The organism is Streptomyces sp. NPDC001231 (assembly GCF_042896885.1).
Lineage (GTDB): Bacteria > Actinomycetota > Actinomycetes > Streptomycetales > Streptomycetaceae > Streptomyces.
The window spans coordinates 72,585-87,105 of sequence record NZ_JBIAXS010000026.1 but is presented as its reverse complement, the minus strand read 5'-3'; the positions used below and the strand labels follow the sequence as shown (position 1 = coordinate 87,105).

The window sequence follows — 14,521 nt, the reverse complement described above, 5'->3', positions numbered from 1 at the left end:
ACACGGATCACGACACGGCACCGGGGCCCCACGCGCGTGCGTGGAGCCCCGGTGCCCGGGGGAGGCGCGTGCCGGTCAGTGACCGAAGTCGAACCAGTTGACGTTCACGAAGTCCGCCGGCTGGCCGCTGCTGAAGGTGAGGTACACGTCGTGGGTGCCGGTCACCGGGCTGATGTTCGCCGGGACCGTCCTCCAGGACTGCCAGCCTCCCGTGTTGGCCAGCGCGAAGCTGCCGATGGGGGCGTTGCCGCGGCTGTCCAGGCGTACCTCGACCAGTCCGCTGACCCCGCTCGCGGCGCCGCTGGCGACCCGCGCGTAGAACTGCCCGGCCGGGGTGGAGCCGAAGTTCACGCCCTTGTAGAGGGCCCAGTCGCCGTTCGCGACGGAGCCGATGTTCTGGCCGCCGCCGGTGTCGGTGGTCGACTCGGTGACGACGCCGCTCTGGCTGTCGTAGGACTCGGCCTGGATGGGGCTGTAGGCGTCCCGGTTGCCGGACGGGGGAGGTGTGGTACCGCTCCCACCGCCGGAGGACTGGAGCACCTGGACGTAGTCCACCGTCATGGGGTGGCCGGGCTCGGTGCCGCCGTCCGGGCCGCCGCCGAACGCGCCGGGGAAGCCGCCGCCCATCGCCACGTTCAGGATGACGAAGTAACCGTGGTTGGTGGCGTTGGCCCAGGTCGTCGCGTCCACCTGGTTGGCCCGCACGGTGTGGAAGTTGACGTCGTCGAGGTAGAAGCGGATCTCCTCGGGGCTGGTCGACCTGTCCCACTCCATCGCGTAGGTGTGGAAGCCGGCCTGGCAGGTGGCGCCCCTGCACGACGTCGAGCCGCCGATGCCCGTCGTCTCCTTGCACGGCCCGTCCGGGTTGGTGCCGCAGTGCATGGTCGCCCAGTTGGTGTTGAGGCCCTGGACGTTCTCCATGATGTCCAGTTCGCCGACCCCGGGCCAGTTCCAGTAGTTGCCGCGGAAGGGCGCGCCCAGCATCCAGAAGGCGGGCCAGTACCCCTTGGCCGCGGCGCCGGTGACGTTGGGCATCTGGACCCGGGCCTGTACGCGCAGCTTGCCGCCGGACGGGGGCTGGAAGTCGGTGCGCTTGGTCTCGATACGGCCCGAGGTCCAGTTGCCGGAGGCGTCCCGGCGCGGGGTGATGAGCAGGTTGCCGCTGCCGTCCAGGGAGACGTTGCTGGTGCTGGAGGTCATCGTCTCGACCTCGCCGGTACCCCAGTTGGCGGCGCCGCCGGGGTAGGAAGTGCCGGTGTCGTACTGCCAGTTGGAAGTGTTGACGCCGGTACCGGCCGGGCCGTCGAATTCGTCGAGGAAGACCTGTGTCCAGCCCGACGGGGGTGTGGGGGCGGAGGCGTTCGCGGGCAGGCTCCCGGCGGTGGCGGCGGCCGCCGCCAGGCCGAGCGTGCCGAGGACGGCGACGAGCGCGCGCCGCAGGGAACGTCTGCGACGCGTAACGGCGGGTGCGACGGGGGGTTCACTCATGGGGGGTGCCTCTCGGGTACGGAGTGGGGGTGCTGGGATGCCTTGCTCGAACACGTACGGGGAGGTCTTGAGAGCGCTCTCAATCGTGTTTGCGCGGCCAATGTGCCCCCGGGCTCCGCCACCGTCAAGAGTTAAAACGAAGAAAGTCCTTGCACGGAACGGGAGTTCAAGGCTTCACCGCAACAGAAGGGACGTCCGACGTGTCCCTGTCCCGCGTCACCGGCCCCCGGCGCGGGGGCGGACGTGGACGTAGGGTGCAGGCGTGAGGCTGACGATTCTGGGCGGCGGCGGATTCCGCGTGCCGCTGGTGTACGGGGCACTGCTCGCCGACCGTGCCGAGGGCCGGGTCACCGAGGTCGTCCTGCACGACCTGGACGGCGGACGGCTGTCCGCGGTCACCAGGGTGCTGACCGAACAGGCCGCCGGGGCGCAGGACGCACCGCTGGTGCGGGCCACCACCGATCTGGACGAGGCCCTGCGCGGGGCCGACTTCGTGTTCTCCGCCATCCGCGTCGGCGGCCTGGAGGGGCGCGCGGAGGACGAGCGGGTGGCGCTCGCCGAGGGCGTGCTCGGCCAGGAGACGGTGGGTGCGGGCGGCATCGCCTACGGACTGCGCACGGTACCCGTCGCCGTGGGGATCGCCCGGCGGGTGGCCCGGCTGGCACCCGACGCCTGGGTCATCAACTTCACCAATCCGGCCGGACTGGTCACCGAGGCCATGTCCCGCCACCTCGGCGACCGGGTGATCGGCATCTGCGACTCGCCGGTCGGCCTCGGCCGGCGCATCGCCCGTGTGCTGGGCGCGGACCCGGGGCGGGCGTGGATCGACTACGCCGGCCTCAACCACCTCGGCTGGGTGCGCGGACTGCGCGTGGCCGGCCGCGACGAACTCCCGCGCCTGCTCGCCGACCCCGAACTGCTCGGCTCCTTCGAGGAGGGCAGGCTCTTCGGCGCCGAATGGCTCCGGTCGCTGGGCGCGATCCCCAACGAGTACCTGCACTACTACTACTTCCACCGGGAGGCCGTACAGGCCCACCAGGGATCCGGGAAGACCCGCGGCGCCTTCCTGCGCGACCAGCAGGCCCGGTTCTACGAGGAGTTGCGGGATCCGCAGGCCGCCGCCCTCCCGGCCTGGAACCGCACCCGCGCCGAGCGCGAGGCCACCTACATGGCGGAGAACCGCGAGGCGGCGGGGGCGGGGGAGCGGGAGGACGACGACCTCTCCGGCGGTTACGAGAAGGTCGCCCTCGCCCTGATGCGGGCCATCGCCCGCGACGAGCGCACCACGCTGATCCTCAACGTCCGCAACCGGGGCACCCTTCCGGTGCTGGACGACGAGGCCGTGGTCGAGGTGCCCTGCCTGGTCGACGCGAACGGCGCCCACCCGGTCTCGGTCGATCCGCTGCCCGGGCACGCGACCGGGCTGGTCTGCGCGGTGAAGGCGGTCGAGCGCGAGGTGCTCGCCGCGGCGGGGTCGGGCTCCCGTGCGACGGCCGTGAAGGCCTTCGCGTTGCACCCGCTGGTCGACTCCGTGAACGTCGCCCGCCGGCTCGTCGACGGCTACCTCGCCGTCCATCCCGGTCTGGCGTATCTCAGGTAGTCCGCCGGGCCGGTCGGTCGCTCCCCCGTACGGCGACCGACCGCCCCGTCCCCCGTCTTCCCCGTTCCCCCACCCTTGAGAGTCGCTGGTCCGGGTCCTGATACACCCCCGGCGGAAAAAATCCGGAAGAAGTTGCGGACGAAGTCCCGGAAGCGGCCCCGGAAGAAGTCCGGGGAGGGCGTCCCTTCAGGTCCGGGGACCCGGGGGGACGCCAACGGCGTGCGGTGTGCGGCGGGTTGCGGGCTCAGCCGGTGAAGCCCGCCGTGATCGAGGTGAACTGCCAGTTGTTCTGGCTGATGCCGGAGCAGTTCTCCGCCACGCCGCCGCCCGGGCACGGCCGGTCGCGGTTGACCGACCAGAAGGCGAGCCGGGCGATGTGGTGGCCGTTGGCCCAGTCTCGTACCTGGGTCCAGATCGCCGGGGTCGTGTTCTCCTGCTGGTCGGACAGTCCGTTCATGCCGGAGATGCCGATGTGGGAGTAGGCGGTGGCGTCGTCCCAGCCGAAGGTCGACTTCAGCTTGGCCTTCAGGCCCTCGGCCGCGTTCACGGTGTTGCCGTACATGTCCGCGCCGCCGCCGAAGTCGAACGGCATGATGGTGAAGACGTCGATGTCCGCGTTCAGCGCCTTGGCCTGCTCGATGAGCCGGTTGCCGTAGTAGGTCGGGCCGGTCGTCGAGGTGCCGAAGGTCACGATCGTCTTCAGACCGGGGTTGTTGGCCTTGACGGTCTTCAGCGCGGTGAGGATCTTCGCCTGCACGGCCTCGTTCTCGAACTCGTCCGAGTTCTCGACGTCCATGTCGACCGCCTTCAGGCCGTAGGCGTCGATCACCTTCTGGATCGCCCCGGCGAGCGCGCTCGCGGAGGAGCAGTTGGCGCCGAGCTTGCTGCCGCTCCAGCCGCCGAACGAGGGGACGACGTCACCGCCCGCCGAGCGGATCTGGTTGATGGCGGTCTGGTCGACGCCGCCGGTCAGCGGCCGCTGGCCGTCCCAGGACGGGGTGCAGCCGCCCGAGTCGAGCACGAACGCCATCGTGAACCACTTGATGCCGGTCGCGCTCATCACCGAGGTCGGGCTCGGCGGGCTGCCCCAGCCCTCGTACAGGTAGGGAGCCGCCTGCTTGAAGCCGCCACCGCCGCCGCTGCCCGCGTCGGTCGTGACCGTGACGGAGTTGGAGGCGCCGGAGACGTTCCCGGCGGCGTCGCGCGCCTTGACCGTGAAGGTGTAGGAGGTGCTCGGCGACAGGCCGCTCACCGTGGCGGACGTCCCGGAGACGCTCAGCACCTGGCTGGAGCCGCGGTAGACGTCGTACGCCGTGACGCCCACGTTGTCCGTGGCGGCGTTCCACTTCAGCGACACGCTGGAGGACGTCTTGCCGGTGGAGGTCAGGCTCGTCGGCGCGGTCGGAGCCTGGGTGTCACCGCCACCACCGCCGCCGGGGCCGTCCAGGCTGATGTCGTCGGCGTAGTAGGTGCCCTGCGCGTACCAGCCGTGGACGTAGACGGTCGCGCTGGTCTGAGTGGCGCCGGTGGTGAAGGAGACCGCCAGCTGGCCGTACGCCGACGGGGACGACGTCCAGGTCGAGGGGCCGCCGTCGACGCCGAGGTAGACGTAGGAGCCGCGTACCCAGCCGCTCAGCTTGTACGTCGTGTTCGGCTGGACCGGGACGGACTGTCTGCACTGGGCGTTGTCGCTCGACGTCACCGCGCCGGCGAGGGCCTTGGAGCCGCCGTGCACGGGGGAGGAGACCACCGAACCGAGGTTGCCGGTGCAGGTCCAGGGGAGAGGCCGCCCGACTCGAAGCCGGGGTTGTTCAGGATGTTGGCGGCGTGTGCCGTGCCCGGCAGGGCGATGGCTCCGGCGAGCGCCAGGGCCGCGGAGCCGAGCAGGGCGAGGAGCCGACGTCCGGGACGTCTCAGTGTGTCGCGCACGCTATCTCCCTGAAGATATGGGGGTGTTCGGGAGGCACAGAGGTGCACAGAAGTGCAGAGAGGTGCAGGGCGGGCCGTGCAGGAGGTGCGCAACCAAGTTGGTATGGACCAATCCGAGTGTCAAGACATGACGCCGTGATTGGTCCATACCGATCCCGACGGGCCGCTACGCCGGGGCCCCGGTGCGGGCCGCTGTCGCCTGTGCGGGCATCTCGCTCCGTGGCCGGACCATCGCCTCCGGCCGCAGCGGACGCGGCCCCGACACCACGGTGTAGTCCTGTCCGAGGAACGGCGGCGCCACCACCCCCGGATCCTCGCCCAGCGCCAACTGCACGGCGGCCCACGGGGCGTTGACCCCGCACTGCGCGAGCTGGTGCAGTCCGCCCGCCGGACGCGGGTTCACGTCCAGCAGTACCGGGCGGTCGCCGTACATCCGGAACTGGATGTTGGACAGATAGTGCAGCCCGAAGCCCTCCGCGATCCGCCGGGCGGGCTCCAGCCACTGCTCGTGCAGCGTGAAGCCGCGGCGGCGGCCGTTCTTGGTGCGCCCCAGGGCCAGCCGGATCCGGTTGTCCGGCCCGGTCAGGCAGTCGACCGACACCTCCGGCTGCTCCAGCCGGGGCATCACCAGCCAGTCCACCGGACCGTCCGCCTGCTCCAGGGCCCGCAGGACCAGGTCCAGCGGGACGTGCGGGCCGGGGAAGCCGCTCAGCTGCCTCAGCGAGAAGGGCGCGCGTGTGATGACGCGGAAGCCGACGCCGCCCGCACCGGCCGCGGGCTTGAAGCACGCCAGATGCCCGGACTCCTCCAGTTCCGTTACAGCGGCCACGAGTTCGCAGGCCGTGCGGACCCGCCACCACGGCGGCACCGGTACGCCGATCGACCGGGCCGCCTCGTACGCCGTCGCCTTGTCCGCGAAGACGGCCACCGCCTCCGGGGTCGGCGCGAGCAGCGCGGTGCCCGCGGCCGCGAAGTCGGCGCGGTGCGCCACGATCGCGGCCTGGTTCAGCCGCGGCACGAACACGTCGATGCCGCGCCGCGCGCACTGGTCCAGCGCGTATTCGACGTAGGCGGCGGGGGACAGGCCCTCCGGTTCGAGTTCGGCGGTGTCGGCGGCGGCCAGTACGGGCGAGTCGGCGTCGCCGTGCGTGGCATGGATCTCGACGGTCCGGTCGCCGGGATTTCTCCGCAGCTGATCCATGAAGAAGACGTTCTCCGCGTACGTGCGGTTGAGCCAGACGCGTACGCGGGAGACCATGCGGGCCGCCTTTCGGGGGGTCGCGGGCAGGGCGAAGCGGGCCGAGCCCGGCCAGAGGGGAAGGAGGGACACCAAGCCGCCCTGCGAGAAAGGGCGTTGAGGCGGCGGTGTTGGGGTGATCATACGACTTCCGCAGACCGGGTCGTGCCACCCGGAGGCACGGCCCGGCCCGCCGCGGTTCCGCCTCCGCGACCTGCGCGGGCCGCGCTTGTCTCCGTGCCGCCGGATGTGCTCTTGTGGTGCCCATCATGTGGACGACAGGGGGCGAGAGGTGACGGGAAAGGCCGGTGGGGCCGGGCGGCTGCTCGCCATCAGCGACCTGCACATCGGCTACAGCGAGAACCGCGCCCTGGTCGAGCGGTTGGCCCCGGAACGGGACGACGACTGGCTGCTCGTGGCCGGCGACGTCGCGGAGACCGTCGCCGACATCCGCTGGGCACTGAAGACACTGGCGGGCCGGTTCCGCAAGGTGGTCTGGGTCCCCGGCAACCACGAGCTGTGGACCCATCCGCGCGACACCGTCACCCTGCGTGGCGTCGCCCGCTACGAGCACCTGGTCGAGCTGTGCCGCGAACTGGGCGTGACGACGCCCGAGGACCCCTACCCGGTCTGGGACGGGCCGGGCGGCCCGGTGGCCGTGGCACCGCTGTTCCTGCTCTACGACTACTCCTTCCTGCCGGCCGGCTGCGCGACCAAGGACGAGGGACTGGCCTACGCGCACGGCACCGGTGTGGTCTGCTCGGACGAGTTCCTGCTGCACCCGGACCCGTATCCGAGCCGCGAGGCCTGGTGCGCGGCCCGGGTCGCCGAGACCGAACGCAGGCTCGCCGCACTCCCCGGCGACCTGCCGACCGTGCTCGTCAACCACTACCCGCTCCACCGGCACCCGACGGACGTCCTGTGGTACCCGGAGTTCGCCATGTGGTGCGGCACCCGGCGCACGGCCGACTGGCACCGCAGATTCCGCGCGGCCGCCGTGGTCTACGGCCACCTCCACATCCCGCGGACCACCCACCACGAGGGCGTCCGCTTCGAGGAGGTGTCGGTCGGGTACCCCCGAGAGTGGCGCAAGCGCAAGGAGCCTCCGGGCAGGCTGCGCCCCATTCTTCCCCTGGAGGTCGGAACCCGGTGATCGAGGAGTTGCTTCCGGACTCGGTGGTGGCCGTGGAGGCGTACGGCGACGACGAGACCGACCTGGCCCCGCTGCACCCCGAGGAGCAGGCGGTGGTGGCGCGGGCGGTCGGCAAGCGCCGGCGAGAGTTCGCCGGCGTGCGCGCCTGCGCCCGCGTGGCCATGGAGAAGCTCGGCGTGCCGCCGCGGCCCGTGCTGCCCGGTGAGCGGGGCGCCCCGAGCTGGCCGGAGGGGCTGGCGGGCAGCATGACCCACTGCGAGGGCTACCGCGCCGCCGCCCTGGTCCGCGCCACCGACCTGGCCTCCCTCGGCATCGACGCCGAACCGCACGCCCCGCTCCCCGACGGCGTGCTGTCCACCATCGCCCTGCCCGCCGAGGAGCGGCGCCTGGCGCGGTTGGCCGCGCTGCACCCCGGCGTGCACTGGGACCGGCTGCTGTTCAGCGCGAAGGAGTCCGTCTACAAGGCCTGGTTCCCGCTCACCGGCAAGTGGCTGGACTTCGAGGAGGCGGACGTCGAGGTGAGCACCGCCGCGGGCCCGGCGCCGCAGGGCGGCTTCCGCGCCCGGCTCCTCGTGCCGGGCCCCCTGGTCGACGGACGGCGCCTCGGTCAGTTCGAGGGACGCTGGACCGTGGCCCAGGGCCTGGTGGTCACCGCGGTGACGGTCCCGCGCGCCTGAGGGGTCACGGCCTCGGGCACCAGCTGTGCAGAAGCCGGAAGAACGCTTCCTCGTTGCCCGTCAGGCCCGCTCGGGCCAGCGCCTGTTCCGCCTCGGCGAGCACGGAGGGCGGGACCACCGGTGGGCGAGCGCCGCCCGGAGGGCCGTCGAAGGCGGCGCGTACCGTGTGCAGGAGCCTGAGATAGGCCTGGACGGCGATGCGTTCGTGGTCGGTCAGTACGGCGGTGGGCATCGATCGCTCTCCCCGGTTTCGGCGTCACACGGTCGCGCGCCCGGTCGCCCGGACGGCGCACGGCGCCTCCGCACGGCGGTGGCGCGGCCTCCAGCTTGCCGCCCACCACTGACAATGCCCTCGCGCTCCGCGCCGGTTCGCCCACTCAGCTCAGGCGAATCAAACCCCCGGCGTCCCGGACGCCTTGCGGCCTACGGCCGGTTCCTGCCCGAGGCGTCCCCCTCCACCCGCCGCCCCAGGTAACTGAGGGACGCCTCGATCCGCCCGGCCGGATGTCGCGCTGCGCCGGCCCGCGCAGGGACGAACCCGCGAGCCATGTACGGCACTTGCCGGCCGGCGGCAGCCCGACGCTCTCCGCCGCCGCCTCCTTGTCCTCCTCCTCGGTGAGGTCGAACCGGCTGCGCGCGGCGGCATGGCGTACGGCCGCTCGCAGATCGGCGCCGTCGTCGAGCAGGCGCGTGGCGTCCCCGGTGCCGTCCACGTGATGGCCGCGGTGCCCGGCCCGCATGTGCCACGGCTCGTGGCCGAGGATCGCCAACTGGTCGTCGGGGGAGGTGCGTTCCCCGACGAGAACCAGGTCCTGGTCGGTCATGTCGAGCCACAGCCCGCCGGCGGTGCCGGGAGGGAAGGCGGCCGTACGGAAGCGGACGGGCCGCCCGCGGCGCCGGCTCGTCGTCTCGCACAGCGCGGCGTACGGATCGGCGGGCCGGGCCGGGGGCCGCCCGCCGGCCAGTTCGGCGCACAGCCGGCGCGTGCCCCTGCCGGTGCGCACGCCTCTCCCCGGCATCAGGCCTCGGGCCGCTTGACACTCTCCAGAAGCATGTCCAGCCACTCGGCGACCTTGTCGCGGTGCTGGTCGGTGGGCAGCTGCGCGGCCCGCCAGGCGATCCCGCGCACGCCGTGGTCCTGGAGCAGCCGCTCCAACGGGTCGTCGGCGGCCGTGTCCGCCTCCCGCTCAGGGGCGGCGAGCCGCTGGAGGAGTTCCTGCTCGGTGCGCTGGAGGGCCCCCGCGAGCGCCTCGGGATCCTCGGCGGTGAGGAATCCGGCGTGCACCCGGAAGAAGCGCTGGATGGCGTCGCAGTGCTCCATGGTGGGGCGCCGGTCGCCGTTGATGAGGGCACCCGCCTGCTGCCGCGACATGCCCGCCCCGTCGGCGATCTCCTGCTGGGTGTAGCGGCGTCCGTTGGGCTTGAGCCGGGTGCGGCGCAGCAGGTCGAGCCGTTGCAGGAAGCGGGCCTGCACGTCCGGCTCGCCCGCGGACCGGCCGCTCACCAGGGTTCTGACCACGGGCTCCGGCACGCCGCTGGCCGCGGACAGGCGGCCGACGTCGAAGACCTCCGCCTGGGGTACGCCGAGCCGGTCGGCCAGCGCGGTGACGCGTGCGACGACGGCCGGCAGCACGGCCGAGGCCGTGGCGCCCGGATCCTCGATGCCATCCGTCACCGACAGATCTCCTACGTCTCTCACAGGCTTCTCACAAAGGCGGGGTGCCGTGAACTTCCCGGAGAGTAACCGGTCGTTCGAACTCGCATCCAGGTCTCGCCACAACTGTGGCCAATTTCAGCCGTCAATCGGCATGGAATGCCACGATAGTTGACACGCCTCATGGAGGGGAAGCAGGATCAAGGCGCCGCGTGAAGGCCGCAGAGGCAAGAGGGGTGACCTCCCGATGGCACATCAGGCAGGAGGGCAGCGGCCGGCGCCGCGGTCCGTCCCCGTTCGTTCCGAGGCGCAGGCCTACCTCCGGGACTACACCACGTTCCTGGAGGCCGTCCCCTTCCCGTCACTCGTCGTCGACCACGCCTGGGACGTGGTCCTGACCAACAGCGCTTTCACGTCACTCTTCCGTGGTGTCGGCCCGCATCCGACGGCCATGCCGGGCGACAACTTCCTCCGGTTCGTCCTGTTCCACCCGGACGCGGGCACGGTCCTCGGCGAGCTCGAGTCCCGCTGGTGCCTGCCGATGCTGGCGCACTTCGCCGCCACGGTGGAGCGCAGTGGCCACGACCACGGACTTCAGGCCATCCTCCAGGACATCGCCGAGGATCCCATCATGGAGGCCGCCTACCGGCAGGGGCTGCCGCACTGGCTCCGCGCGGTCGGCGAGACCGCGGTCGTGTCCGACGGCTCGGTACGTCCCCTGCTGCACCCCGACCCGCGCTGGGGCGCCACCGAGTGCCGCATCATCGAGGAGACCCCGGCGACCCTCCAGGACCTCGGCTACACCCGCCTCACCCTGGTCCTTCGCGAGGCCCGCCGTCCCGCGCCCGTGCGGCGCAGGACGGGTCGGGGCCGCCGTCCGGCCGGCCACCTGAGCGTGGTCTCGGCCCCGGAGGGCTGACCCGGCACCGTCGGCGTTCAGGTCGCCGACGGCGCCGGGCCGTCCCGGCTGTACGGGGGCGACCGGCGACTGTGAGCCCTGTCCGGTCACTGCCGGCTCCGGTGGCGGCCCGGACCGCGAGCCCCGTGCCGCGAGCGCCGGGTTCGGCGGCGGCCCGGACCGCGAGCCCCGTGCCGCGAGCGTCGGGTTCGGCGGCGGCCCGGACCGCGAGCCCCGTGCCGCGAGCGTCGGGTTCGGCGGCGGCCCGGATGCTCAGGTGACCGGCCGGACGACAGGACCGCCCCGGCCTGCGCCGAACGACGGGGCCACCGCCGCAAAGTCCAGCCGGCGGCGGAAGGTTGGTCTCGGCCCCGGAGGGCTGACCCGGCACCGTCGGCGTTCAGGTCGCCGACGGTGCGGGGCCGTCCCGGCTCTTGGGGGGGCGACCGGCCTCCTGCCCCGGGGGCGTGCGGCGACCTCTGGATCCGGTGGTGACCTCGGGCGGTGCTCCGGCCTTCCGCGGGTTGGACTTGCTTCGGGAGGCCTGCTGTCCCGTGCCCGTGCGGCGCAGGACGGGGCCGGTCCGTCGCCAGGTCGGCCGGCTGGGTGTGGTTTCGGCCTCGGAGGGCTGACCCGGCACCTACGGCGTCGCGTCGGGCCCCCGTCACCGAGGGGGTGTCCGACGATCGCGGGTCTTGTCCCGGTGGAGCCGTGCTGCGCCTGCCGGGTCCTTCCGTGGTCCCGGCGGATTCGGCCGCCCACGGGGGTGGACTCCTGTCCGGGATCCGTCGATGGCGGCGTGGCGGCCGGGGCCCGTGGGTCGGGTTGGCGTGGTGGTGCGCCGCGCCCTGTCCCGGCGGGAGCCGTGCGGCGGCCGCCGGTGGCCGTGGCGGGTCCGGGCAGGCTTCGGTCGGTCCACCGGGGGCGTGCGGCGCACCCCGTTCCAGCGGTGCCGTGTGGCGGCACCGGGGTCTGGCGGCTCCCGGTCACGGCTGCCGCGATCGCCGGGCGCGGGAACCCGGTCGCCGGTCGCCTGGATCCCGTTCCGGCCGCCGCGGATCCCGCTCCGGCCGCCGTGAAGCCCGTCCCCGACGCCGTGGACCCGGCCCGGTCACGGGGTCCTGATCACCAGGATGAGGGGCACGCCCCGGCACGGCACCAGGTGGTTTCCGTCATGGGTTCTGGGGCGGCCCCGTTCCAGAACCGCCGAGAAGTCCGGGCCCCTGGTCAGGGAGCCGGCCAGGTGGGCCGGGTCGGCGGAGGCTGCCACGCGGCCGCGGGCGTTCACCAGGTGGGCGGGTCCGGGTAGTTCGCGCAGCAGGGGCAGTACGGCCGCCTCGAAGTGCCGTAGATACACATCCGCCGCGGCCACGCCCGCGAACCGGCCCGCCACCTGGACCGGCGCGGACAGGGTCAGGCTGTACTCGTCGGAGCACAAGTAGTCGACGTAGGGCCCTGCCACGGCCCGCCGTCCGGTGTCACGGGGCAGGACGAACCAGTCCCAGTGGGTGTAGTCCGAGTACGCCGACTGCCGCGGATCGAGGTCGAGCAGCAGCGGCCGTACGTCCCCCCGCGCGGTGCACTGCCACCACTCCAGCCAGGCCGGCACGTCGGCCAGCAGCCCCGGCGCGGCGACGAAACCGGTCCCCGACACGAGCTCCTCGCGGCCCAGCCGCAGATGCAGCCCCGGCCGCAGCGCGGCGAGGTCGGCGCTCACCGGCGCGCGGCCCTCGGCGACCACCCGCGCCAGCAGATCCGCCGTCTCGGCGCGGATCTCGGCGACCGCGCCGAAGACCGCCTCCAGCGTGCGGCCCACCCGCGCGGCGACACATTCCCCCGCGCACGCCTCGCGGGTCGCGGTCGCCGCCCCGGCACGTACGCGGCTCGTGCTCATGGCGTCCTCCAGGGGGCAGGGCCGGACGCCGCGTCGTCAGAGGCCCAGCCGCACGGCGATGAGTCGCGCCGCCGACTCCTGGACGCACCGCTCCGCCAGCGTACGGGCCGGATCACGGGCCCCATCCTGCACGGCGGAGACGACGGCGCGATGACGATCTGCGACTTCTTCACGATATTCGTCGTCGCCGAGCACCAGGCACAGCAGCGCGCCGACCTCCGTCTGGAGCGCGATCTGCTCGCGGGTGAGCCGCGCGGACTGCGCGGCCGCCGCCAGTTCCACATGGAACCGGCCGTAGACCCGGCTGCGGGCCGCCGCGTCCTCGGCAGCCGCCAACTCCTCGACGGTACGCAGAAGCGGGCCCAGATCGCCGGACTCGGTGCGCTCGGCCGCCAGTCCGGCCGCCGCGCCCGACAGGGCGGCCCAGTGGTCGCTGAGGTCGCGCAGCTCCTCCGTGCTCCAGCCGCGCAGGCGGGTCTTCAGCCGTTCCTCGCCCGGAAGTTCGGGCAGGGAGACGAAGCTGCCGCCGCCGCGCCCCCGCCGGGTGGTGACCAGACCCTGCTGCCGCAGCGCCATCAGCGCCTCCCGCAGGGTCACCGTGGACACGCCGAGCTGCCCGGCCAGTTCGCTCTCGCCGGGCAGCTGCTCCCCCTCGGCGAGCAGACCGAGTTCGATGGCGTCGCCGATCCTGCGCACCACCGTGTCCACCCGCGCCCGGCTGTCCACCGGCGCGAAGACGACTCTGCGGGTGCCGGCTTCGCCCGCGTCCACCGTCCCGCGCGGGCTCCCGGCCCCGTTCTCGACGTGTCGCTGCTTCACGGCCACCACCTTGCCAGTTGACCCAAGTTTTACCCAGAGGCGGTCTTGAGCTTTGAACTATGACTTCATAGGTTTCCGCTCAACGTAGGCGAGCGTCAGAAAGGTTCCGCATGAAGGGAGTTGCCGTCCGGCTGCAGGGCCTGCGCAGGACGTTCGGGGAGACGGCCGCCGTGGCCGGGGTCGACCTGGAGATCCGGGACGGGGAGTTCTTCTCGATGCTCGGCCCCTCCGGCTCGGGCAAGACCACGGTCCTGCGTCTGATCGCCGGCTTCGAGGCCCCGGACGCGGGCCGCGTGGAACTCGCCGGGCAGGAGGTCACCGGCCTCGCCCCCTTCGAACGGGACGTCCACACCGTCTTCCAGGACTACGCCCTCTTCCCGCACATGACCGTCGAGCAGAACGTCGGCTACGCCCTGAAGATCCGCAAGGTGCCGAAGGCCGAACGGCTCGTCCGCGCCCGCAAGGCCCTCGCCGAGGTGCGCCTCGACGGCTACGGCGGACGGCGCCCGGCCGAACTCTCCGGCGGCCAGCGCCAGCGCGTCGCCCTCGCCCGCGCCCTGGTCGGCCGTCCCCGCGTCCTGCTGCTCGACGAACCGCTCGGCGCCCTCGACCTCAAACTGCGCGAGCAGATGCAGGTCGAACTCAAGGCGCTCCAGCGGGAGGTCGGCATCACCTTCGTGTTCGTCACCCACGACCAGGAGGAGGCCCTGACGATGAGCGACCGCATCGCCGTCTTCCACCAGGGCCGAGTCGAACAGGTCGGCACCCCCGCCGAGATCTACGAACGCCCGGCGACCCCGTTCGTCGCGTCCTTCGTCGGCACCTCCAACCTCCTCGAGGGCGAGTCGGCCCGGCGGATCCTCGGCATCCCCGGAACGCACAGCGTCCGGCCGGAGAAGATCCGCGTCCTGAAGGAGTCCGCCGTCGCCGACGAACCCGAGCAGGCGACCGCCACCGGCACCGTCGCCGAGGTCGTCTACCTGGGCGACTCCACCCGCTTCCTGGTCGACCTCGACACCGGCGGCCGTCTCACCGCACTCCAGCAGAACCTGGAGACCTCCGCCGAGGACGTCGCCGCCTACCGCGGCACCCGCGTACGGCTGGCATGGCACCGCCGCCACGCCGTCCAGGTCCCCGACGCCCGCTGAGCACAGCACCCCTCTCACCCATGG

11 protein-coding genes and 2 pseudogenes are annotated in these 14,521 nt (G+C 72.7%); 5 read left to right on the top strand and 8 right to left on the bottom strand.

The window, feature by feature from the left end; genetic code table 11:
- Positions 1-75 precede the first annotated feature (75 nt).
- Positions 76-1,488: a glycoside hydrolase family 16 protein gene (locus ACFY3J_RS28295; RefSeq protein WP_384184674.1), complete on the bottom strand. Its 1,413-nt coding sequence runs from the start codon at positions 1,486-1,488 to the stop codon at positions 76-78.
- Between the two features lie 262 nt (positions 1,489-1,750).
- On the opposite strand from ACFY3J_RS28295, the gene ACFY3J_RS28290 reads away from it, so the two are divergent.
- Positions 1,751-3,088: a 6-phospho-beta-glucosidase gene (locus tag ACFY3J_RS28290; protein WP_384184671.1), complete on the top strand. Its 1,338-nt coding sequence runs from the start codon at positions 1,751-1,753 to the stop codon at positions 3,086-3,088.
- 244 nt (positions 3,089-3,332) lie between these two features.
- Here ACFY3J_RS28290 and ACFY3J_RS28285 read toward each other — a convergent pair.
- Positions 3,333-5,017 (bottom strand): annotated as a pseudogene (locus ACFY3J_RS28285) (carbohydrate binding domain-containing protein).
- 166 nt (positions 5,018-5,183) lie between these two features.
- A complete protein-coding gene (locus ACFY3J_RS28280) occupies positions 5,184-6,275 on the bottom strand; it encodes an ATP-grasp domain-containing protein (protein WP_384184775.1) in 1,092 nt (363 codons plus the stop codon).
- A gap of 271 nt (positions 6,276-6,546) precedes the next feature.
- Between ACFY3J_RS28280 and ACFY3J_RS28275 the strand changes: the two genes are divergently transcribed.
- Positions 6,547-7,407: a metallophosphoesterase family protein gene (locus ACFY3J_RS28275; RefSeq protein ID WP_384184666.1), complete on the top strand. Its 861-nt coding sequence runs from the start codon at positions 6,547-6,549 to the stop codon at positions 7,405-7,407.
- On the top strand, positions 7,404-8,084 hold the full coding sequence (locus tag ACFY3J_RS28270; protein ID WP_384184663.1) for a 4'-phosphopantetheinyl transferase: 681 nt from the start codon (positions 7,404-7,406) through the stop codon (positions 8,082-8,084). The genes ACFY3J_RS28275 and ACFY3J_RS28270 overlap by 4 nt, the downstream gene beginning before the upstream one ends.
- A gap of 4 nt (positions 8,085-8,088) precedes the next feature.
- Here ACFY3J_RS28270 and ACFY3J_RS28265 read toward each other — a convergent pair whose 3' ends face one another.
- The 3 genes and pseudogenes from ACFY3J_RS28265 to ACFY3J_RS28255 form a co-directional block, all read right to left on the bottom strand.
- The gene (locus tag ACFY3J_RS28265) at positions 8,089-8,316 is read right to left on the bottom strand and encodes a hypothetical protein (RefSeq protein ID WP_384184660.1); all 228 of its coding nucleotides are present in this window, start codon (positions 8,314-8,316) and stop codon (positions 8,089-8,091) included.
- A gap of 191 nt (positions 8,317-8,507) precedes the next feature.
- Positions 8,508-9,103 (bottom strand): annotated as a pseudogene (locus ACFY3J_RS28260) (toxin-antitoxin system, toxin component).
- Positions 9,103-9,759, bottom strand: a complete 657-nt coding sequence (locus ACFY3J_RS28255; protein ID WP_384184657.1) for a helix-turn-helix domain-containing protein — start codon at positions 9,757-9,759, stop codon at positions 9,103-9,105. The pseudogene ACFY3J_RS28260 and the gene ACFY3J_RS28255 overlap by 1 nt, the downstream one beginning before the upstream one ends.
- Before the next feature lie 226 nt (positions 9,760-9,985).
- Here ACFY3J_RS28255 and ACFY3J_RS28250 point away from each other — a divergent pair, with 226 nt between their 5' ends.
- Positions 9,986-10,657, top strand: a complete 672-nt coding sequence (locus ACFY3J_RS28250) for a hypothetical protein (RefSeq protein ID WP_384184654.1) — start codon at positions 9,986-9,988, stop codon at positions 10,655-10,657.
- Between the two features lie 1,090 nt (positions 10,658-11,747).
- Here the strand turns inward: ACFY3J_RS28250 and ACFY3J_RS28245 are convergent.
- The gene (locus tag ACFY3J_RS28245; protein WP_384184652.1) at positions 11,748-12,530 is read right to left on the bottom strand and encodes a cache domain-containing protein; all 783 of its coding nucleotides are present in this window, start codon (positions 12,528-12,530) and stop codon (positions 11,748-11,750) included.
- 36 nt (positions 12,531-12,566) lie between these two features.
- Positions 12,567-13,301, bottom strand: coding sequence for a FadR/GntR family transcriptional regulator (locus ACFY3J_RS28240; protein WP_384184772.1), 735 nt, complete (start codon positions 13,299-13,301; stop codon positions 12,567-12,569).
- 158 nt (positions 13,302-13,459) lie between these two features.
- Here ACFY3J_RS28240 and ACFY3J_RS28235 point away from each other — a divergent pair, with 158 nt between their 5' ends.
- Positions 13,460-14,497, top strand: a complete 1,038-nt coding sequence (locus ACFY3J_RS28235) for an ABC transporter ATP-binding protein (protein WP_384184649.1) — start codon at positions 13,460-13,462, stop codon at positions 14,495-14,497.
- The last annotated feature ends 24 nt before the right edge of the window (positions 14,498-14,521 follow it).

Excerpts from the sequence above, each read along its gene's own strand:
- ACFY3J_RS28295 (WP_384184674.1), bottom strand. The coding sequence starts at position 1,488 with ATGAGTGAACCCCCCGTCGCACCCGCCGTTACGCGTCGCAGACGTTCC.
- ACFY3J_RS28280 (WP_384184775.1), bottom strand. The coding sequence starts at position 6,275 with ATGGTCTCCCGCGTACGCGTCTGGCTCAACCGCACGTACGCGGAGAAC.
- ACFY3J_RS28265 (WP_384184660.1), bottom strand. The coding sequence starts at position 8,316 with ATGCCCACCGCCGTACTGACCGACCACGAACGCATCGCCGTCCAGGCC.
- ACFY3J_RS28250 (WP_384184654.1), top strand. The coding sequence starts at position 9,986 with ATGGCACATCAGGCAGGAGGGCAGCGGCCGGCGCCGCGGTCCGTCCCC.
- ACFY3J_RS28245 (WP_384184652.1), bottom strand. The coding sequence starts at position 12,530 with ATGAGCACGAGCCGCGTACGTGCCGGGGCGGCGACCGCGACCCGCGAG.
- ACFY3J_RS28235 (WP_384184649.1), top strand. The coding sequence starts at position 13,460 with ATGAAGGGAGTTGCCGTCCGGCTGCAGGGCCTGCGCAGGACGTTCGGG.